At 73.7% G+C, this 22,953-nt stretch carries 8 protein-coding genes; 4 read left to right on the forward strand and 4 right to left on the reverse strand.

All coding sequences use genetic code 11. From position 1 onward, the window contains the following. The 4 genes from ACZ4V1_RS15035 to hasP all read left to right on the forward strand — a co-directional run. Positions 1 to 8,325: amino acid adenylation domain-containing protein (locus ACZ4V1_RS15035; protein ID WP_468334874.1), on the forward strand; the 8,325-nt coding region annotated here is incomplete at its 5' end. Continuing rightward, positions 8,325 to 15,533: an amino acid adenylation domain-containing protein gene (locus ACZ4V1_RS15040; RefSeq protein WP_468334877.1), complete on the forward strand. Its 7,209-nt coding sequence runs from the start codon at positions 8,325 to 8,327 to the stop codon at positions 15,531 to 15,533. The genes ACZ4V1_RS15035 and ACZ4V1_RS15040, both read left to right, overlap by 1 nt. A gap of 4 nt (positions 15,534 to 15,537) precedes the next feature. Further along, complete coding sequence (locus ACZ4V1_RS15045) at positions 15,538 to 16,356, forward strand: alpha/beta fold hydrolase (RefSeq protein WP_468334880.1); 819 nt, start codon at positions 15,538 to 15,540, stop codon at positions 16,354 to 16,356. An 11-nt stretch (positions 16,357 to 16,367) separates the two neighbouring features. After that, a complete protein-coding gene (hasP, locus tag ACZ4V1_RS15050) occupies positions 16,368 to 17,258 on the forward strand; it encodes a 3-hydroxyasparagine phosphotransferase (RefSeq protein ID WP_468334883.1) in 891 nt (296 codons plus the stop codon). Positions 17,259 to 17,365: 107 nt separating this feature from the next. On the opposite strand, the gene ACZ4V1_RS15055 is transcribed toward hasP, so the two are convergent. The 4 genes from ACZ4V1_RS15055 to eboE all read right to left on the reverse strand — a co-directional run bounded on the left by ACZ4V1_RS15055 (position 17,366) and on the right by eboE (position 22,952). Then, complete coding sequence (locus tag ACZ4V1_RS15055) at positions 17,366 to 19,231, reverse strand: ABC transporter ATP-binding protein (protein ID WP_468334886.1); 1,866 nt, start codon at positions 19,229 to 19,231, stop codon at positions 17,366 to 17,368. Positions 19,232 to 19,270: 39 nt separating this feature from the next. After that, complete coding sequence (locus ACZ4V1_RS15060) at positions 19,271 to 20,272, reverse strand: TauD/TfdA family dioxygenase (protein WP_468334889.1); 1,002 nt, start codon at positions 20,270 to 20,272, stop codon at positions 19,271 to 19,273. Between the two features lie 131 nt (positions 20,273 to 20,403). Next, positions 20,404 to 21,723, reverse strand: a complete 1,320-nt coding sequence (locus ACZ4V1_RS15065) for a nucleotide pyrophosphatase/phosphodiesterase family protein (protein ID WP_468335670.1) — start codon at positions 21,721 to 21,723, stop codon at positions 20,404 to 20,406. Between the two features lie 53 nt (positions 21,724 to 21,776). Beyond that, the gene (gene eboE / locus ACZ4V1_RS15070; RefSeq protein WP_468334892.1) at positions 21,777 to 22,952 is read right to left on the reverse strand and encodes a metabolite traffic protein EboE; all 1,176 of its coding nucleotides are present in this window, start codon (positions 22,950 to 22,952) and stop codon (positions 21,777 to 21,779) included. Position 22,953: the final 1 nt, after the last annotated feature.

Genomic DNA, 22,953 nt, shown 5'->3' on the forward strand with positions numbered 1-22,953 from the left:
CACATCCACCAAGCCACCGTCCTCCTACGCGAAGACCACCCCGGCGACCAACGCCTCACCGCCTACCTCGTCACCAACCCCACCCACTACAACGAAACCGACGTGACCAGCGCCCTCCGGCGCCGGCTCCCGGACTACATGGTCCCCAGCGCCCTCATCACCCTCGACGCCCTCCCCCTCACCCCCAACGGCAAACTCGACCGCGAAGCCCTCCCCACCCCCACCTACACCACCACCCCCACCGGCCGCACCCCCCGCACCCCCCGCGAAGAAATCCTCTGCACCCTCTACTCAGAGGTTCTCGCGGTCAGCGACGTGGGAATCGACGACGACTTCTTCAGCCTCGGCGGACACTCACTCCTCGCCACCCGCCTCGTCAGCCGCATCCGCACCACCCTGGGCGCCGAACTCTCCATCCGACAGCTCTTCGAGACACCCACCGTCGCGGGACTCGCCGGCGCCCTCGACACCTCCGGCACCGTCCGCACCGCGCTCACCGCCAAGCCCCGCCCCGAACGCATCCCCCTCTCCTACGCCCAGCAACGCCTCTGGTTCCTCCACCAGCTCGAAGGCCCCACCCCCACCTACAACATCCCCACCGCCCTCCGCCTCACCGGCGCCCTCCACCACGACGCCCTGCACGCGGCGCTCAACGACCTCGTCGCCCGCCACGAAAGCCTGCGCACCGTCTTCACCGAGGACGAACAGGGCGCCCACCAGATCGTGCTGCCCGCGGAAGCCGCCAAGGCTCCGTTCGCGGTCGCCGACGTGGCGGAGGGGGAAGTCCCGGCCCGGGTGGCCGAGGCGAGCGCGTACCCCTTCGACCTGACGGCCGACATCCCGGTGCGGGTGACGCTGTTCCGGATCTCGGAGGACGAGCACGTCCTGCTGCTGCTCATCCACCACATCGCCAGCGACGCCTGGTCCCGCACCCCCCTGGCCCAGGACCTAACCACCGCCTACGCGGCCCGCGTCCGCGACGAGGCACCCGCGTGGACACCGCTCACCGTCCAGTACGCCGACTACGCCCTCTGGCAGCGCGAGGTACTCGGCGACGACACCGACGCCGACAGCGCGGCCGGCAGACAACTCGCCTACTGGAAAGAGCAACTGGCCGGGCTCCCCGAGCAGCTCGACCTCCCCACCGACCGACCCCGCCCCGCCACCACCGACCACACCGGCGACCGCATCACCTTCACCATCCCCACCGAACTCCACACCCAACTCACCGAACTCGCCCGCACCACCAACACCACCACCTTCATGGTGCTCCAAGCCGCCCTCGCCACCCTCCTCACCCGACACGGAGCCGGCGAAGACATCCCCATCGGCACCCCCATCGCCGGACGCACCGACGACGCCACCGACCACCTCATCGGCTTCTTCGTCAACACCCTCGTCCTGCGCACCGACACCAGCGGCAACCCCACCTTCCGCGAACTCCTCACCCGCGTACGCGACACCGACCTCACCGCCTACACCCACCAAGACCTCCCCTTCGAACGCCTCGTCGAAGCCCTCAACCCCACCCGCTCACTCGCCCACCACCCCCTCTTCCAGACGATGCTCACCCTGCACAACACGCAGGGGGGCAGGACGGAGCGGTTCGCCGGCCTGTCGGCCGAAGTGGTGGCCTCGGAGTCGGTCTCGGCACGTTTCGACCTGTCGTTCGCGCTGGCCGAGCGCTTCGGCGCCGATGCCGGCTGCGAGGGCATGAGCGGCAGTGTCACGTACAGCACGGCGCTCTTCGACCGTGCCACCGTGCAGGACATGGCCGACCGTCTGGTGCGGCTGCTCGCGGCGGCCGCGGCCCATCCCAACCGGCCCGTCGGCCAGTTGGAGATCATGGACGCGGCCGAGCGGCGGCTGGTCCTGGAGGAGTGGAACGACACCGCCGAGGAAACCCCCGGTGAGTCGGTGGTCCGGCTCTTCGAACTGCGGGCGGAGCGGTCGCCGGAGGCGACGGCCGTGGAGTTCGCCGGTGCGCGGTTGTCCTACGCGGAGCTCGACGCGAGGGCCAACCGGCTCGCCCGGTACCTCGTCGAGCGGGGCGCGGCGCCGGGACGGTTCGTCGCGGTGGCGCTGCCCCGCTCGCCCGACCTGGTGGTCACGCTGCTCGCGGTCCTCAAGTCCGGTGCCGCGTACCTGCCGATCGACCCGGGTTACCCGGCCGACCGCGTCGGCTACATGCTCGACGACGCCGCGCCCGCCCTCACGCTGACCGAACCGGTCGCGGAAGCGGCCCTGGCGGAGTACGCGGACGACGGTCTGGGCGCCGCCGAGCTGCGGGGGCCGGTCTGCGGCGCGCACCCGGCGTACACGATCTACACCTCGGGTTCCACCGGGCGGCCCAAGGGCGTGGTGGTGCCGCGCAAGGCGCTCGGGAACTTCCTCGCCGACATGGGCCGTCGGTTCGCGCCCGGAGCCGGTGACCGGCTGCTCGCCGTCACGACGGTGGGCTTCGACATCGCGGGCCTGGAGATCTTCCTTCCGCTGCTGCACGGCGCCGTGCTGGTGCTCGCCGACGAGGAGACCGCGAGGGACCCGCAGGCGTTGCTGCGTGCCGTGTCCGCGTCGCGGATCACCATGGTCCAGGCGACGCCGAGTCTGTGGCAGGGCGTGGCGGCCGTGGCCGCGGACGAGCTGGCCGGGGTGCACGTGCTGGTGGGTGGCGAGGCGCTGCCGTCCGAGCTGGCGCGCGCGCTCACCGCCCGGGCCCGTTCCGTGACCAATCTGTACGGTCCGACGGAGGTGACGATCTGGGCCACGGCGGCCGACGTGGCCGAGTCCGGTCCCGTGATCGGCCGGCCGGTCGCCAACACCTCCGCGTACGTACTGGACGCGGCGCTGCGGCCGGTGCCCGTGGGCGTGCCGGGCGAGCTCTACCTGTCCGGTGAGCAGCTGGCGCAGGGATATCACCTGCGCCCCGGGCTGACCTCGGAGCGTTTCACGGCCGACCCGTACGGCCCGCCGGGTGCGCGCATGTACCGCACGGGTGACCTCGTGTGCCGGCGGCGCGACGGGGCGCTGCGGTATCTGAGCCGGGTGGACCAGCAGGTCAAGCTGCGCGGGTTCCGTATCGAGCTCGGGGAGATCGAGGCGGAGCTGGCCCGCCATCCGTCGGTCGCGGAGTGCGCGGTGGCGGTGCGCGAGGACCGCCCCGGCGACCGTCGGCTGGTGGCGTACGTCGTCGCGACGGGTGCGGCGCCGGACGTGCGGGAGGTGCGGGAGCGGCTGCGCGGACGGCTGCCGGAGTTCATGGTGCCGACGGCGTTCGTCGTGCTCGACGCGCTGCCGTTGACGCCGAACAGGAAACTGGACCGCAAGGCGCTGCCCGCGCCGGACTACGGCAGCGAGTCGGCGGGGACGGGCAGGGGGCCGCGCGGGCCGCGCGAGGAACTGCTGTGCGGGCTCTTCGCCGACGTGCTGGGCGTCGCCCGGGTCGGCATCGACGACGGCTTCTTCGACCTGGGCGGGCATTCGCTGCTCGCGAGCCGGCTGGTGAGCCGCATCAGGTCGGTGCTGGGGGTCGAACTGTCCGTGCGGCAGTTCTTCGAGACGCCGACGATCGCCGGGCTCTCGGGTGCCCTGGACCGGGCGGCGGGCGCGCGGGCACCGCTGCTGGCCCGGCCGCGCCCGGAGCGTGTCCCCCTGTCCCCGGCGCAGCAACGCCTGTGGTTCCTACACCAGTTCGAGGGGCCGTCGGCGACGTACAACGTGCCCACGGCGCTGCGGCTGTCCGGTCCGGTGGATCCGGCGGCGCTGGACCGGGCGATCGGCGACGTGCTGGTCCGGCACGAGAGCCTGCGTACCGTCTTCGCGGCGGACGACGAGGGTTCGCGACAGATCGTGCTGCCCGCCGACCGGGCCGCCCACCGCCTCGACGTCGTCGACGTCGCCGAGGAGGACGTCGAGGAGCGGGTGGCCGAGGCGGCCCGGCACGCCTTCGACCTGACGAGTGACATCCCGTTCCTGGCCCGGCTGTTCCGGGTGTCCGACACCGACCACGTACTGCTGCTGCTGATCCACCACATCGCCAGCGACGGATGGTCGATGGGGCCGCTGGCCCGGGATCTCACCGCCGCGTACACGGCGCGCTGCGCGGGCGAGGCTCCGGGCTGGGAGCCGCTGCCGGTGCAGTACGCCGACTACGCGCTGTGGCAGCACGACGTCCTGGGCGACGAGTCCGACGCGGAGAGCCTGGCCGGGCGGCAGCTCGCGTACTGGAAGGACGCGCTGGCCGGGCTGCCCGAGCAGCTGGAGCTGCCGACCGACCGGCCCCGGCCCGCCACCGCCGGATACACCGGCGACCGCATCCCGTTCACGGTGCCGGCGGCACTGCACGCGCGGCTGACGGAGCTGGCGCGGGCCACGCACACCAGCCTGTTCATGGTGACCCAGGCGGCGTTCGCCGCGCTGCTGACCCGGCTCGGGGCGGGCGAGGACATTCCCATCGGCACGGCGGTCGCCGGACGCAACGACGCCGCCACCGAGGATCTCGTCGGGTTCTTCGTCAACACGCTGGTGCTGCGCACCGACACCGGCGGCAATCCCACCTTCCGCGACCTGCTGGGCCGGGTACGGGAGGGCGACCTGGCCGCGTACGCCCACCAGGACGTGCCGTTCGAGCGGCTGGTGGAGGCGCTCAACCCGGCGCGCAGCCTCTCGCACCACCCGCTGTACCAGGTGATGATCACGTTCAACAACACGGCGGGCGCGGCGGATCCGGCCGGGCCGCCGGTGTCCGCGGAGGACGGCGCGCTCCGGAACGCGACCCGGATGACGGCCGGCACCGGAGTGGCGAAGTTCGACCTCTCCCTCACCCTCGGTGAGCGGCACGACGAGTCGGGCACGCCGGTGGGCATGCGGGGTTCGCTGGAGTACCGCACGGAGCTGTTCGACCGGGAGACCGCGGAGTCGGTGATCTCGCGACTGCTCGGCGTGCTCGGTTCGGTCGCCGCGGACCCGGACCTGCCGATCGGCGGGATCGGCCTGCTGGACCCGGCCGAGCGGCGGCAGTTGCTGGAGGAGTGGAACGACACCGCGCGTCCACAGCGCCCGGGGACGCTGCCCGAACTGTTCGAGGAGCAGGTGGCGAGGACGCCGCGGCGCCCGGCGTTCTCGGCGGACGGGACGACGCTGACCTACGCCGAGCTGAACTCCCGCGCCAACCGGCTCGCCCATCTCCTGGCGGAGTCCGGGGCCGGCCCCGAGCAGGTGGTGGCGATCTCGCTGCCGCCGTCGGTGGAGATGGGGGTGGCGGTCCTCGCGGTGCTGAAGACGGGCGCCGCGTATCTGCCGGCCGACCCGGGCAGCCCGCGGGAGCGGATCGCCACCATGATGGAGGACGCGGCCCCGGTCTGCGCGCTGACCACGTCGGCGGTCCCGGACGGCGTCTTCCCCGCGGAGCTGCCCCGGCTGCTGCTGGACGACCCGGACGTGACCGGGCGGCTCGCCGTGCAGCCCGCGCACGATCTGACGGACGAGGACCGGACGCAGCCGCTGTCCCCGTGGAACGCGGCGTACATCATCTACACGTCGGGGTCGACGGGCCGCCCGAAGGGGGTGCTCGTCGAGCACCAGCCGGTGCTCAACTACCTGGCGGTGTCGGCGGAGCTGTATCCGGGGGTGGCGGGCGACACCCTGCTGCACTCGCCGCTCTCCTTCGACCTGACGGTCACGGGTCTGTTCGCGCCGCTGCTGAACGGAGGCTGCGTGCACCTCGCGGACCTGGAGGAGCTGCACGAGCGGTCGCTGAACGGCGAGGTTCCCGCGGACCTGCCGCAGATGACGTTCCTGAAGGCGACGCCGAGCCATCTGCCGCTGATCACCGGGCTGCCCGGGGTGTGTGTGCCGGGCGGGGAGCTCGTCCTCGGCGGCGAGTCGCTGACCGGTCGTGCGGTGCGGGCGCTGCTCGCGGCGCATCCGGGGGCGCGGGTGCTCAACGAGTACGGCCCGACCGAGACCATCGTCGGCTGCACCACCTGGCGGGTCGAGGCGCCGGACGACCTCGCGGACGGGGTGCTGACCATCGGCCGCCCGTTCCCCAACACCCGGATGCTGGTCCTCGACGCGTACCTCCAGCCCGTACCGGCCGGTGTGCCGGGCGAGCTGTACGTGTCCGGGGTCCAGTTGGCGCGCGGCTACCTCAACCGGCCGGGGCAGAGTGCCTCCCGGTTCGTCGCCAACCCCTTCGGGGAGCCGGGTGAGCGGATGTACCGCACCGGTGACATCGTGCGCTGGAACCGGCGGGGCGACCTGGAGTTCGTCAGCCGGGTCGACGACCAGGTGAAGATCCGCGGCTTCCGGGTGGAGCTGGGCGAGGTCGAGTCCGCGCTGTCGCGGCACCCCGGGGTGCCGGAGGCGGTGGCGGTCGTGCGCGAGGACCGGCCGGGGGACCGGCGCCTGGTCGCGTACGTGGTGGCCGGTACCGGTCCAGTGCCGGCCGACGAGGACCTGCGGGAGCATCTGCGGGACGCGCTGCCCGACTACATGGTGCCGTCGGCGTTCGTGCGTCTGGCGGAGCTGCCGCTGACGGCCAACGGCAAGCTGGACCGGGGGCGGCTGCCCGCGCCGGACTACGCGGCGGCCGGCACGGGCCGCGCTGCGACCACACCGCGCGAGGAACTGCTGTGCACGCTGTTCGCGGAGGCGCTGGGGCTGGAGAGCATCGGCGTCGACGACGGCTTCTTCGATCTCGGCGGCGACAGCATCCTGTCCATCCAGCTGGTCAGCCGGGCCCGCTCGCAGGGCCTGGCGCTCTCCGTGCGGGACGTCTTCGAGCACCAGAGCGTCGCGCGGATCGCCGAGGCGCTGGGCGAGGCGGAGGAGCCGGGCCCGGACGCCGTGCCGACCGAGGAGGAGTCGGCGAGCGGGCCGGTGCCCGCCACCCCGATCATGCGGTGGTTCGCCGGACTGGGCGGGCCCATCCCGCCGTTCAACCAGTCGGTGGTGGTGTCCGTGCCCGCGGATCTCGACGAGGAGCGGCTGGTGGCCGCCCTGCAGGCCGTCGTCGACCGGCACGACTCGCTGCGCCTGCGGGTCGACGACGACTGGTCCATGTCCGTGCCCGAGCCGGGCACCCTGGACGCCGCCGGGCTGCTCACCCACCACAGTGCGCCGGACGTCGACGACGCCGGGCTGCACGCCCTGGTGGCCGAGGCGGCCGCCGCCGTACGCGACCGGCTCGACCCGGCCGCCGGCCGGGTGCTGCTGGCCCGCCGGATCGACCGCGGGCCGCAACGGCCGGGGCTGCTGGTCCTGGTCGCCCACCACCTGGCCGTGGACGCCGTCAGCTGGCGGCTGCTCGTGCCCGACCTGGCCGCGGCCTACGAGGGCCGCCCGCTCAGCCCGGCCGGCACCAGCTGGCGCCGGTGGGCCGGGGCCCTGCGGGACCTCGCCGGCTCCGCCGCCACCGAGGCCGAGGCGGACCACTGGCTGACCGCGGTCCGCCCGGCCGCCGAGCTGTCCGTCGACCCGGCGCGCGACACCCACGCACGGTCCGGCCAGGTCGTGCTCGACCTCGACGCGGACACCACCGACGCCCTCCTCACCTGGGTCCCCGGGGTGTTCCACGCCGAGATCAACGACCTGCTGCTCACCGCGTTCGCACTGGCCGTCGCCGACTGGCGGCGCACCCGGGGCCGCCAAGCCGGGGCGCCCGTCACGGTGGACCTGGAGAGCCACGGCCGCCACGAGCACCTCGTGCCGGGCGCCGACCTCACCCGCACCACCGGCTGGTTCACGGCGATGCACCCGGTCTCGCTGCGCCCGGAGGTCGACGACTGGGCAGACGTGTGGGACGGCGGGGCCGCCGCGGGGCGGGCCCTGAAGCGGGTGAAGGAGCAACTGCGCGCCGTACCGCGCGACGGGGTCGGCTACGGCCTGCTCCGCTACCTCAACCCGCGCACCCGGGAACGGTTCGCCGGCCTCCCGGCACCCGCCTTCGGGTTCAACTACCTGGGCCGGTACACCGGCGGGCGCGCCGCCGACGGCGGGTCCGGGCCCGAGCCGTGGAGCGTGCTCGGGCGGGGCGTCGCGGGCCAGCATCCGGACACGCCGCTCGCGCATCCCGTCGAACTGGTCGCGGGCGCCCACGACACCGGACAGGGCCCCAGGCTGCACAGCGTCTGGACGTACGCGAGCGCCGTGCTCTCCGGGGACGAGGTGCGCCGCCTCGGCGAGGGCTGGTTCCGGGCCCTGAAGGCCATGGTCGAACACGCCGGCCGGCCCGAGGCGAGCGGTCTGACCCCCTCGGACGTCTCCCTCACCTCGCTCAGCGAGGACGACATCACCCGACTCGAGAGCGAATGGGGTTCCCTCTGATGGCCAAGTCCGGCTTGGAAGACATCCTGCCGCTGTCCCCGCTCCAGGAGGGGATGCTGTTCCACAACCTCTTCGACGACGAGGAGCTGGACGCCTACAACGTCCAGGTCTTCATCGAGCTGGAGGGGAACACGGACCCGGACCGGCTGCGCCGGGCCGGTGAGGCGCTGCTGGAGCGGCACGCCAACCTGCGCGCCGCCTTCCGTCACGAAGGGCTCAAGCGTCCGGTGCAGCTCATCCCCCGCCGGGTCGCCCTGCCGTGGGCCGAGGAGGACCTCGGGGCCGTGCCGGAGGCGGAACGGGAGGCGGCGGCGGAACTGGTCGCCGAGCGGGACCGCTGGACACGGTTCGACCTGTCCCGGCCGCCGCTGATCCGTTTCACCCTGGTCCGGCTCGGCCCGGGCCGCCACCGCCTGCTGCTGACGCTCCATCACATTCTGGTGGACGGCTGGTCCATGCCGGTGCTACTGCGTGAACTGATGACGCTGTACACGGTCCACGGGGACGGGACGGCCCTGCCCCGGGTGCGCCCGTACCGCGACTACCTGGGCTGGCTCGCCTCCCGCGACCGGGACGCCGCCCGGCAGGCGTGGACGGAGGCGTTCGCCGGGTTCGACACCCCGAGCATCGTCGCGCCGGACCGGGGGGCGCTCACCGCGGCGCCCGAGCGGATCGACTTCTCCGAGGACGAGGCGGCGAGCGCCGCGCTCACCCGGTTCGCCCGGTCGAACGGGCTGACGGTGAACACGGTGATCCAGGGCGCCTGGGCGCTGGTCCTGTCGCACCTGACGGGCCGGGACGACGTGGTGTGCGGCGTGACGGTCAGCGGCCGTCCGCCGGAGCTGCCCGGCGTCGACACGATGGTCGGTCTCTTCATGAACACCCTGCCGCTGCGCGTCCGGCTGCGGCCCGCCGAGTCGCTGTCCGGCTTCCTGCGCCGGGTACAGGGTGAGCAGGCGCGGCTGATCGACCACCAGTGGGTGGGGCTCGCGGAGATCCAGCGCTGGGCCGGGACCGGCGAGCTGTTCGACACGGCCATGGTGTTCGAGAACTACCCGCTCAACTCCAGCCGCGGCCGGCCGCCCGGCGCCGCGCCCGACGCCGACCTCCCCACGGTCCTGAAGGTCCACTCGAAGGACCAGATGCACTACCCGCTGGGGCTGCTCGCCCTGCCCCGGGAGACCCTGCGGTTCTCGCTCGGTTACCTGCCCCAGGTCTTCGGTGCCGAGCAGGTCGAGGCGGTGATCGCCGCGTTCCGCCGGGCCCTGCGGACGATCCTGGACAGCCCGGACACCCGGGTGGGCGCGGTGGCCCTCCTGGACCCGGAGGTGCGGAGCACCGTCCTGGAGAAGTGGAGCGGCTCGGACGACATGCGGCCCGCCGAGCGGTTCACCGACCTGTTCGAGGAGCAGGTGGGGCGCACCCCCGGCAAGACGGCACTGATCGCCCCCGACGGGCGGCTGACCTACGCCGAACTCGACGCGGCCGCCAACCGGCTCGCCAGGCGCCTGGTCGAGCTGGGCGTCGGCCCGGAGCGGCCCGTGGCGGTCGCCGTGCCGCGCCGCACCCACCTGGTGGTCGGCATGCTCGCGGTGCTCAAGGCGGGCGGCGTCTACGTGCCGATCGACCCGGACTACCCGCCGGACCGCATCAGGTACATGATCGAGGACTCCGACCCCGTGCTGGTCCTGACCACGTCCGACGTGGACGCCCGGGTCCGTGAGGAGTGCTGCGGGCCGCTGACGTTCGTCATGGACGACCCGGGGACCGGAACCTCGCTGGGCAGGCACTCCGGGACCGCCCTCGTGGACGCGGACCGCGGCGGCCCGCTGCTGCCGGGCCACCCGGCGTACGTCATCTACACGTCGGGCACGACGGGCCGCCCCAAGGGCGTCGTCACCGAGCACCGGGCGCTGTCGGCGTTCGTCCGGCACTGCCGTTCCTCCCAGGCACCGGACATCTCGGGCCTGTCCGTGATGCAGGCGTCGGCGTCCTTCGACCAGAGCGTCGGCTCCCTGCACGCCCCGCTGATCAGTGGTGGCTGCGTGCGCCTGGCGGAGCTGCCCGACCTCGCCGGGACGGCCGTGTCCGAGCCCGGTTTCCGCCGGGCCACCTTCATGAAGGGCACCCCGTCCCACCTGGCGCTGCTCGCCACCATGCCCCGGGACGTCTCCCCGTCGGGCACCCTCACACTGGGCGGTGAGGAGCTGCGCGGAGAGATCCTCGCGCCGTGGCGCGCGAGCATGCCGGACGTGACGGTGGTGAACGTCTACGGTCCCACCGAGGCCACGGGACACTGTCTGGAGCACTGGATCGGCCCGGACACCGCGGTACCGCCGGGCCCCGTGCCGATCGGCACCCCGCACGAAGGGGTGCGGGTGTACGTCCTCGACGCGGCGCTGCGGCCGGTCGCCCCCGGCCTCGACGGTGAGGTATATCTGGCGGGCGTGCAGCTGGCGCGGGGCTATCTGGGCCGCGGCGGGCTGACCGCCGAGCGGTTCACGGCCGATCCGTTCGGCGCACCGGGCAGCCGCATGTACCGCACGGGCGACGTCGCGCACTGGAACGACGCGGGCGAGCTGGTCTTCGCGGGACGCGCGGACCGCCAGGTGAAGCTGCGCGGCTACCGCATCGAACTGGGTGAGATCGAGGCCGCCGTCGCGTCCCGGCCCGGCGTCCGCCAGGCCGCGGTGGTCCTGCGCGAGGACCAGCCCGGCGACCAGCGCCTCGTCGCCTACGTCGTCCCGGACGGCGAAGGGTGGGACGAGGCCGCGGCGCACGCCGGACTGGCCCGCTCACTGCCCGACTACATGATGCCGTCGGCGTTCGTCACGCTGGACGCCCTGCCGTTGAGCCCGAACGGCAAGCTGGACCGCGCGGCGCTGCCCGTCCCCTCCTACACCGGCCGGACCGCCGGGCGGGCGCCGCGCACCCCCCGCGAGGAGATCCTCTGCGATCTCTACGCGGAGGTCCTGTCGCTGCCGCGGGTCACCGTCGACGACGACTTCTTCGACCTCGGCGGGCACTCCCTGCTCGCCACCCGCCTGGTCAGCCGGGTGCGCACCACGCTGGGCGCCGAACTGTCCATCCGGCAGTTCTTCGAGGCGCCGACGGTCGCCGCGCTCGCCGGGGTGCTCGACCGGGCGGGCCGGGCCCGCACCGCGCTCACCGCGCGCCCCCGTCCGGACCGCGTACCCCTCTCCTACGCCCAGCAGCGCCTGTGGTTCCTCCACCGGCTCGAGGGCCCGAGCCCCACCTACAACATCCCGACCGCGCTGCGCCTCACCGGCTCCCTCGACCGGGAGGCACTGCGCGAGGCGCTGCTGGACGTGATCGCGCGTCACGAGAGCCTGCGGACGACGTTCGCCGAGGACGAGCACGGGGCCCGGCAGGTGGTGCACCGCCCCGAGGAGGTCCGGTTCGTCTTCGAGACGGCCGAGTCCACCGAGGCCGGGTACGAGGCCGATCTCGCCCGGGCGGCCCGCCACTCCTTCGACCTGGGCGCCGAGATCCCCGTACGCGCCCGCCTGCTGCGTCTGTCCGAGCGGGAGCACGTCCTGCTGCTGCTCGTCCACCACATCGCCAGCGACGCCTGGTCCCGCACCCCCCTCGCCCACGACCTCACCACCGCCTACACCGCACGCACCACCGGCCACGCACCCGACTGGCAGCCACTGCCCGTCCAGTACGCCGACTACGCCCTGTGGCAGCGCGAGGTACTCGGCGACGACACCGACGCCGACAGCGCGGCCGGCAGACAACTCGCCTACTGGAAGCAGCAGCTGGCCGGGCTGCCCGAGCAGCTCGACCTCCCCACCGACCGACCCCGCCCCGCCACCACCGACCACACCGGCGACCGCATCACCTTCACCATCCCCACCGAACTCCACACCCAACTCACCGATCTCGCCCGCACCACCAACACCACCACCTTCATGGTGCTCCAAGCCGCCCTCGCCACCCTCCTCACCCGACACGGAGCCGGCGAAGACATCCCCATCGGCACCCCCATCGCCGGACGCACCGACGACGCCACCGACCACCTCATCGGCTTCTTCGTCAACACCCTCGTCCTGCGCACCGACACCAGCGGCAACCCCACCTTCCGCGAACTCCTCACCCGCGTACGCGACACCGACCTCACCGCCTACACCCACCAAGACCTCCCCTTCGAACGCCTCGTCGAAGCCCTCAACCCCACCCGCTCACTCGCCCACCACCCCCTCTTCCAGGTGGTGCTGGCGCTGCGCGGCGCCGCCCCGCAGTCCGCCGACGCGGAGCAGGCGCCCTCGATGCCGGGCGGCCTGGTCGTGAGCGGCGTGGGCGGTTCGGCGGCGACGGCCGCCAAGGTCGACCTCGGGTTCTCGGTGACGGAGCGCCGGGCCGCCGACAACGCCCCCGCCGGGGTCGCGGGGGTGCTCGACTACCGGACCGACCTGTTCGACCACCGCACCGCGCAAGCGCTGGTGGACCGTTTCGTGCGGGTGCTCGCCGACTCGGCCGCCCATCCCGACCGGCCGCTGAGCCGGATCGACGTCCTCGGGCCGCGGGAGCGGCACCGCGTCGTCGAGGAGTGGAACGGGACGGCCAGGGGCCTCGCCCCGGCCACCCTGCCCGGCCTGTTCGAACGGCACGTACGGGAGCGCCCCGGCGCCGAGGCGGTCGTCTTCCGCGACCAGTCGCTGAGTTACGCGGAGCTCAACGCCCGCGCCAACCGGCTGGCCCGGCTGCTGGTGACGCGGGGCGCGGGGCCCGAACGCCTCGTCGCGCTGGCCCTGCCCCGCTCCGTGGAGCTGGCCGTCGCCATCCTGGCGGTGGCCAAGGCGGGCGCCGCCTACCTGCCGCTCGACCCGGCCCACCCCGCCGAGCGGATCGGCGGCACGCTCGACGACGCGGCACCGGTCGCGCTGCTCACCACCGCCGAGGTCGCCGCCGGGCTCCCGCAGACCGCGGTGCCCCGGCTGCTGCTGGACGAGGAGCCCGCGGCCGGCCAGGACCCGGCGGACGTGACCGACGCCGACCGCCTCGCGCCGCTGCTGCCGCTCCATCCCGCGTACGTCATCTACACCTCCGGGACGACCGGCCGCCCCAAGGGCGTGACCGTGACGCACTCCGGCCTGCCCGCCCTGCTCGACATCTTCACCTCGCAGCTCGGGGTGGTGCCCGGCAGCCGCGTCCTGCACCACCTGTCCCCCGCCTTCGACGGCGGGTTCTGGGAACTGGCGATGGGGCTGCTGACCGGGTCGGCCCTAATCGTCGCCGAGCCCGGCACCGTACCGGGGCCCGCCCTCGCGGAGCTCGCGGTACGCCACTCGGTCACCCACGCGGCGATCACCCCCGCGGTGCTCCAGCTGATCCCCGAGGGGGCGCTGCCCGCCGGGACGACGCTGGTCGTCGCCGCCGAGAGCTGCCCTCCGGAACTGGTCGAACGCTGGTCCGCCGGGCGGCTGATGCGCAACTCGTACGGCCCGACGGAGACGACGGTCTGCGCCACCATGAGCGGACCGCTGGCGGGACCGGTCGTGCCGCCGATCGGCCGCCCCATCGCCGACACCGCCGGATACGTCCTGGACGGCGCCCTCCAGCCGGTCCCGCCGGGCGTGCCCGGCGAGCTGTACGTGCGCGGACCCGGCCTGGCGCGCGGCTACCTGGGCCGGCCGTCCCTGACCGCGAGCCGCTTCGTGGCGTGCCCGTACGGCCCCGCGGGGGAACTGATGTACCGCACCGGCGACCTGGTCCGCTGGAACGCGGACGGCGCCCTGGAGTACCTGGGCCGCACGGACACCCAGATCAAGCTGCGCGGCATGCGCGTCGAACCGGCCGAGATCGAGGCCGTGGTGACGCGCCGGCCGGAGGTCGGGCAGGCCGCCGTGCTGGTCCGTGAGGACACGCCCGGCGACCGCCGCCTGGTCGCCTACGTCGTGCCGGCCGCCGGTGCCGCCGTGGACCCGGCCGCACTGCGGCAACAGCTGCGCGGCACGCTCCCCGAGTACATGGTGCCCGCCGCCCTCGTCGTCCTGGACGCGCTGCCGCTCACCGTGAACGGCAAACTGGACCACCGCGCGCTGCCCGCTCCCGAGTACCGGACCGCCGAGGGGCGCTCCCCGCGCACCCCGCGCGAGGAGGCCCTGTGCCGGCTCTTCGCCGAGGTGCTGGACCTGGACCTGGTCGGTCTCGACGACGGCTTCTTCGACCTGGGCGGGCACTCGCTGCTCGCGATCCGGCTCGTGGAGCGGATCCGCGCCGAACTGGGCGCGGAGCTGGGCGTGCGCGACCTGTTCGCCGCCCCGACGGTCGCCGACCTCGCGGTGCGGCTCGCGGCCCGCGGCGGCCGGGAACCGATGGAGCGCCTCCTTCCGCTGCGGGCCTCCGGCTCCCGGCGGCCGGTGTTCTGCGTCCACCCCGGTTCCGGCATGAGCTGGTGCTACTCGGGCCTGGTGCGCCATCTGCCGGCCGGTGTCCCGGTGTACGGGATCCAGGCCGCCGGCCTCGACGGCGACGGGCCGCTGCCCGCCACGCTGGAGGAGATGGCCGCCGATTACGCCGACCTGGTCCAGCGGGCGCAGCCCGAGGGGCCGTACCGGCTGCTCGGCTGGTCACTCGGCGGCAACGTGGCCTTCGCCATGGCGGGTGAACTGCGCGCCCGCGGGCAGCAGGTGGAACTCCTCGCGTTCCTCGACGCCTATCCGCGCCGCGCGAGCACGGGCGAGGAAGCGCCCCTGGCCGAAGTGTTCGCGCACAACCTGCGCGACGCCGGGTTCGACGTCACCGAGGAGGAACTCACCGACGGCAGCTTCCCCACGGCCCGCTACCGGGCCTTCCTCAACGCGGGCGGCGACCCGATGGGCCGCCTGGACGACGCCGAACTGGCCGCGGTTTTGAAGGTGTTCATGAACAACGCGGGTCTGATGCGCGGCCACACCCCGGGCACCTACGACGGTGACGTGCTGGTCCTGGCGGCCGAGCGGGGCGACGCCGGCAAGCTCGCCCGCCGCGGCGCCGAGTCGTGGCGCCCGCACGTGACGGGCCGCATCGACCGGGTCGGTGTCGACGCCGACCACCTCGGGCTGGTGCAGTCCGACGCCGCGCTCGCCGTCATCGGGCGGGCCCTCGCCGAACGACTGGGCCGGGACGCCGGCCCCACGGTTTCCGAACATCCTCCGACCGAAGGAGTCACCGCCATGAACCCCTCGCCCGAGGTCGCCTGACGCCATGCCCGTGATCACCGTCAACGACATCAGGATCAACTACTACGACAGCGCACCGCCCGGGGGTGAGTCCTCCGCGCCCGCCGTTGTGCTGGTCATGGGCTCGGGCGGCAGTGGCCGGGCCTGGCACCTGCACCAGGTGCCGGCCCTCGTCGCCGCCGGCCACCGGGTGATCAGCTTCGACAACCGGGGCATCGCCCCGAGTGACGAGTGCCCCGCCGGCTTCGGCATCGACGACCTGGTCGCCGACACCGCGGCCCTCATCGAGGCGCTGCGCCTCGGGCCCTGCCCGGTGGCCGGGATCTCGATGGGCGCGCACATCGCCCAGGAGCTGGCCCTGGCCCGGCCCGACCTCGTGGACCGGCTGGTCCTGATGGCGACCCGGGCCCGCCCGGACACGCTGCGCGACGCGCTGAGCCGCGCGGAGATGGAGCTGTACGACGGGGGCGTACGGCTGCCCGCCGCCTACGAGGCGGTCGTGCAGGCCATGCAGAACCTCTCCCCCCGCACCCTCGACGACGACGGGCTGGCCCGCGACTGGCTCGACGTGCTGGAACTGACCCGGGCCTCCGGGGCGGGGCACCGGGCCCAGCTCGGGGTGGGCATCATGCCGGACCGGCGTGCGGCCTACCGCGGCATCCGGGCCGCCACCCGGGTCATCGCCTTCCAGGACGACCTGATCGCCCCGCCCCACCTGGGCCGGGAGGTGGCCGACGCGATCCCCGGCGCCGAGTACGAGGTCGTACCCGACTGCGGGCACTACGGCTATCTGGAGTCACCGGACGCGGTGAACAAGAGCCTCGTCGAATTCCTGCGCCGGTGAAGGGGGCGTCGTTGAAGACCGAGTCCGGGCGTCCCACGCCCGCCGACCACGAACTGCTCGCGCTGGCCCTGGAGGTGTGCCCCGGCTTCGCCCCCGGTGAGGTCGTCTACCGCAGCCGCACCTCGCTGGTGGTCGGCGGCTCACTGGACGGCGTCGACGTGCTGGCCAAGGTGCGCACGCCCGACTGGCGCCGCCAGTGCCTCCGCGAGATCGACACGTACGACCTGTTCGACACGGTGCCCCCGCCGGTGCCGGTGCCGCGGCGTTTCGCCTCCGACAAGGAGCGCGCGGTACTCGTCATGGAGCGGCTGCCGGGCGAGGTGCTGGCGCCGGACCGGTTCCCCGCCACCCCCGTCTCCCACGAGGACCTGACCGGGGTGCTGGACGCCGTGGAGCGGCTGCGGCACTGGCAGCCGGACGCCGCCCGGGCCTGGGCGGTGGACTACCGGCGCATGCTGGACGGAGTGCACGCGCAGGGCGTGCTCGACGACGCCCACTGGGCGGCACTCCTCAGGCTCCTCGACCTGTCCGGCCCGCCGCGGGAGTTCGGGCACGGTGACCTGGTGCTCGCCAACGTGGTCCGCAGCCGGGGCCGGCAGGTCCTGATCGACTGGGCGAGCAGCGCCCTGTACCTGCCCTGCCTCGACCTGGCCCAGCTGTGGATGCTCCTGGGCGACGTCCCCGGGGCCCGGGCGCGGATCGAGGTGGAGGTGGCGGAGCGCGCCGACGCACGGGACGGGATGATGCCCTTCCTGCTGAACCTGACGCTGCTGCTGTACCGCGAGCGGCGCGCCCACCAGCGGTTCACGGACGACGCGTCGCGGGCCCGTGCGGTACGGCTCGACGCGGCGTGGGAGCTGACCCGGCACCGCGTCGGGCAGTGCCTGGCGACGGACGGCTGACCGGCCGGCGCGGAGCACGGCGCACACCCCGAACGGGCCTCCCGGCTGTACACCGGGAGGCCCGTTCGGGGTGTGGGTGACGCGGTGGCCGACGCTGTGGGTGCGGCCTACCGGATGAGCAGCTGGTGGCTGGCGAGCTCACGGTAGAGCGGGCTGCTGCCGGTCAGTTCCTCGTGCCGGCCCGCGGCGACGACCTCACCGTGCTCGAGGACGACGATCTGGTCGCTGTCCACGACGGTGGAGAGCCGGTGGGCGACCACGAGCAGCGTACGGTCGGCGCTGACCGCGCCGATGGCATGCCGCATGAGGGCCTCGTTGCGGGCGTCGAGGTTGCTGGTCGCCTCGTCGAGCAGCATGATCGGCGGCGCGGCCAGGAAGGTACGGGCCAGGGCGAGGCGCTGCCGCTCGCCACCGGACAGCAGGACGCCGCCCTCGCCGACCTGGGTGTCGAGACCGAGCGGCGCCCGCTCGATGACGCTCAGGAGGTTGACCGAGCGCAGCACCTCCCGCATGTCCTCGTCGGTGGCGTCGGGTGAGGCGAGCGACAGGTTGTCGCGGACGGTGCCGGCGAGGACCGGCGCCGACTGCTCCACGTAGCCGAGGCGGCGGCGCAGTTCGCGGCGGGGCAGATCGCGTACGTCCGTGCCGCCGACCCGTACGACACCGGAGGTGGCGTCGTAGAACCGTTCCACCAGCGACAGCAGGGTGGACTTGCCCGCTCCGGAGGGGCCGACCAGCGCGGTGCGGGTACCGCGGGGGACGGCGAGGGACACGTCCCGCAGGACGGGGTCGCCGCCGGCGTAGCCGAAGCCGACCCCCTCGAACTCGATCGCGTGCGGCGGCCCGGTCCCGGCGTCCGGGCCGGGCCGGGTCCGTTCCCGTACCGAGAGCACGCCGCCGGACGCGGGCGGCGGGGCACCGGCGGCGGTGTCGGTCTCCTGCGGCAGGTCCACCATCTCCTCGATGCGCTGGAGGGCGCCGAGCCCCGACTGGAGCCGGGAGTAGGCGGTCAGCGCGCGGCCGAGCGGGAACCAGAGCATGAACAGGAACAGCACGAAGGCGACCATGTCGCCGACCTGGATGGCGCCGCTGGCCACGCGGGCGCCGCCGAGGCCGAGGACGACGAGGAAGGCCACCTGAATGGTCGTCGACGTGATCGGGTTGATCATCGCCTGGAGCCGGGCGATGCGCATGCCCGCGTCGTAGGCCTGCTTGGCGTACCCGTCGACGGCGTGCCCCTCGCGCTCCTCGGCGCCGCTGGCACGGATCGTGCGGACCGCGGAGATCGCGCGTTCGACGGCGGACGTCATCTCGCCGATGCGGTCCTGGGCCTGCCGGGACGCGCCGCGCACCCTTCGGGAGAGGCCGACCACCGCGAGGACGCCGAGGCCGAGGCCGAGGGCCGTGGCCGCGAACAGGGTGGGGTCGATCAGGCACATCATGACCGCGGAGCCGCCGACCATGACGACGTTGGTCACGGTGTCGAACAGGCCGGAGGTGACCACCGCGCGCAGCATCGTGGTGTCGGCGCCGACACGGGAGAGCATGTCCCCCGTGCGGCGCTGGTCGTACTCGGCGATGGGCAGCCTGAGCAGCCGGGCCACCAGCCGGCGGCGGGCGGTCAGCACGAGGCCCTCGGCGGCTCGCTGGAGCAGGTAGTCACGGACCCCGCCGAGCACGGCCACCACGACCAGGACGCCGATGAGCAGGGCCACCAGCCCGCCCACCGGCCGGTCCGCCTCGATGTCGGTCAGCACGTCCCGGGTCAGCACCGGCTGGCTGAGGGTGAGGAGGGTGACCACCAGGGAGAGCACCGCCACGATCCCCAGCGTCGGCCAGTAGCCCTGGAGATACGGGAGCAGGGAGCGCAGTCCGACCTTCCGGGCCGGCCGGGCGGGCGGCCCGGGCTCCGGCGCCTTCTCGGCCCCGGCACCCGGGGTGGGCGGTCGCTCCCTGGTCTGCGTACTCGTCATCGGACTCCTACTCCTGTTTCACTGCTGGGGCTTCGCCGGTCAGGCGGTCTGCGGCGCGTCTCCGAGTACGTAGCCGTCGGCCGGGCGCATCGCGCGGGAGCGGCGCAGGTCGGTCATCACGAAGGTGCGCTGCAGCCAGCGGTCGGTGCCGTCGTAGCGGGGGGTGAACTCGGTGCGGCCGTGGACGGTGACGCGGTTGTCGACGATGGCCAGCTCGCCCGGGACCAGGCGGTGGGTGGCCGCGGTAGCGTCGAAGCGGGCCTGCAACTCCCGCAGGGCCTCGGCGGCGCGTTCGGTGACCGGCTCGGTGGCCGCCAGGTCGACCCGGATGTCGGGGTCCGACGGGTCGCCGAGGAGTACCGGACCGGGCGGCTCCTGGGACCCGTCCAGGTGGAAGGAAGGCGGGGGCGCGGTGATGAACTCCGGAGCCCACAGGGCGTCGAGACACCGGTCGGAGAGCAGCGGCAGCACCTGGCGGACGCAGGCGGTGCGCAGCCCCGCCCGGCCCGTGGGGTCGGCCCTCAGGCACAGCAGCATCACGAAGTCGGGGCGGTGTTCGTGGAAGGCGTTCTCGTTGTGGAACGTGAGCAGCGTCGAGCCGGCGTTGCCCTGGAACTCCTCCATGCCCGGGACGGGTACGACGTCCTGGACGAGTGCCCCGCCCTTCTCCGGCCGGAACGCGCCGGGGTCACCCAGTCCGCAGGCGATCATCAGCAGGACGGCGGCGCCCAGCGAGGGCTCACGCTGCACGGAGCCGTTGACACTCGGGGTCGACGGCAGTCCCATGGAATCGACGGGCAGTCCACGCAGGACCATCGCGCCGCCGGGGCCCGAATCACGGCGGAATCCGGAAAGGGCCCTGCGCAGGGCCACCGGCAATTCGTGCCAGGAATTCCTGGCGGCTTCCACCCATTCGGCGTCGTCGGGGCGTCCTGTCGCCTGTGTGGCGAGCTTCCAGGCTATTTCCTCGGTCATTTCCGCGTCCGACTGATCCAGCGTCACGTCGTAACGCGGCGCCGACCGAGCGGCGTTCGCAGCCATTGTCAGAGCCTCCGTCCACAGTCCTTTTGTGTGCACTCGGGACGCTATGGCGCCGTGTTATCGGCCGCGTATCGAGTGAGCATGAGCGGAAATCCCGCCGCGGGGTGTTTCCGGGCGGAAGTGGGTCCGGGTCAGTCCCTCAGCTCGGCCAGGTCGAGGAGCAGCTGCTTGACCTCCGTCGCGGCGACGGCGTCCGGAACCCGGGCCCGCGGGTCGGAGACGAGCAGCACGGGGGCGTCGCGGGGATCGGCGGGCAGCCGCCCGTGGCTGCCGCGCACCCGGGAGGGGTCCAGGGAGATCACGTTCATGGTGTAGCGCAGGCCGAGCTTCTTGCGGGCCAGAGCAGCCGCCGCCCGGATCCTGGCCGTCGGGTCGTCGTGGTCGAAGTTCAGCTCGGCCGGGTCGTAGCCGGGCTTGCGGTGGATCTCCACGGTGCGGGCGAAGTCCGGGGCCCGGGCGTCGTCCAGCCAGTAGTAGTAGGTGAACCAGGCCTCGGGCGCGGCGACCGCGACGAGTTCGCCGGCCCGCTCGTGGTCGAGGCCGTACTCCTTCTTCCCGGTCTCGTCGAGCACCTCGGCCACCCCGTCGAGGCCGTGCAGCAGCTCGGCGACGCGGGGCCGGTCGGCCGGGTCGCGTACGTAGACGTGCGCCACCTGGTGGTCGGCGACGGCGAAGGCCCGGGACGTCCACGGGTCCAGGTACTCCATGCCGTCCTGGGTGTGCACGGCCAGCAGACCGGCCCGCCGCAGCGCCCGGTTGACGTGGACCGGCCTGCTCACGGGGGTGATGCCGTACTCGCTCAGCACCACCACGGTGACGCCGTCGCGGCGCGCCTCGTCGATCAGCGGTGCCAGGGTCCGGTCCAGCTCGGCGGCGGCACGGCGGGCCCGGCGGCTGTGCGGCCCGTACCGCTGGAGGTCGTAGTCGAGGTGCGGCACGTAGACGAGGTTCAGGTCGGGCCGGTGGGTGCGCTGCAGGTGGCGGGCGGCGCCGACGATCCAGCGGGAGGAGACGATGTCCGCCGTGGGGCCCCAGTAGTGGAAGAGCGGGAAACGCCCGAGCCGTCCGGTCAGCTCCTCGTGGAGGGAGGCCGGGTGGGTGTAGCAGTCGGGCTCCTTGCGGCCGTCGGCGTAGTAGACCGGCCTCGGGGTCACGGTCCAGTCGACGTCGGCGCCCATGGCGTACCACCAGCAGACGTTGGCGACGGTGTACCCGGGCCGCAGCGCGCGGGCCGCCTGCCACAGCTTCTCCCCGCCGACGAGCCGGTTGTGCTGCCGCCACAGCAGCACCTCGCCCAGTTCGCGGAAGTACCAGCCGTTGCCGACGACTCCGTGGTCCGCGGGCGGTCGCCCGGTCAGCAGCGTGGACTGCACCGAGCAGGTGACCGCGGGCAGCACGGTGTCCAGGCGTGCCCCGGTGCCGTGGTCGCGGAGCGCCGCGAGGCGGGGCATGTGGGCCAGCAGCCGCGGGGTGAGCCCCACGACGTCCAGCACGAGCAGGCGCTTCACGGTGTGCTCTCCTCCGTCAGGCCGAGGGCGGTCAGGGTGTCGCGGGTCCAGGCGAGTTCACCGGCGATGCCGTCGACCAGCTCTCGGTCGGCGAGGCCGCGGCCGGCGGGCGCGCCGGGCAGCACCGGCCACGTGTACGTCTCGGCCTCCACGTGGTCGGTGAGCGCGGCCGGGCCGCCGAGCAGCGTGGTCAGCGCCGCCACCAGTTCGGGACGGGTGCTGCGCAGGGGTGGCGGCAGGTCGCGCTGTACGGGCACGTGGTAGTGGATGCGCCACGGCGCGTCGCCGGACAGCGCGCCGCCGAGCGCCTCGGGCAGGTCGTCGGCGGCCAGGGGGCCGCCCGGTGCCGCCTGCCGGGTCTGGTGGAGGAACCGCCGCTCGGCGAAGTCCGCCAGCGCGGCGCGTGCGGCCGGATCGGCCGGCCGGTCGGCGTGCACCGCGCAGGACGCCTGGGTCTTGACGACGGGCAGTGCCCCGGCGAGCCGGGTGAGCGCGGGGCCGGGCTCCTCGAAGGCCACGGCGAGGTGGCAGGTGTCCACACAGGCCCCCAGCCACGTGTGGTCCGCGTCCGCGAGCCACTCCACTGCCTGGCCGGTCGTCTCGATCAGGCAGCCCGGCTCGGGTTCGAACCCCACCCGCACGGTGCGCCCGGTGGCCGCGGCTACGCCGGCGAGGCCCTCGGCCAGCAGGTCGAGGTGGCGCCGGGCGAGGTCGTGGCGGTGCGGCGACCACGGTTCGCGCCAGGCCAGCGGCAGGGTGGAGACGGAGCCGCGGACGGCGTCGGACGGCAGCAGTTCCGCGAGGACGCGGGCGCAGGCCAGGGTGTGGTCGAGGCGGGGACGCTCCGTCCAGTCGGGCCGGTACACGCTCTTCTTGACGATCGGGGCGTGAAAGCCCGTGTAGGGGAAGGCGTTGAGGGTGACGACCTCGATGCCGCGCAGGACCAGCTCCTTGCGGAGCAGGTCGAGCGCGGACCGGTCCGCGGCGAGCGCCGTCACGACCGGCGCGGCCAGCCACAGGCCCAGGCCGATCCGGTCGGCGCCGAGCCGCTCGCGCACCGGCTCCCCGTAGCGGGCCAGCTGGGCGATGACGCCGTCGAGGTCCTCCGCCGCGTGGACGTTGGTGCAGTAGGCCAGGTGGACGGTGGTGCCGTCGGGGTGCCTCAGTCGCACG

The organism is Streptomyces sp. NPDC028991 (assembly GCF_055564775.1).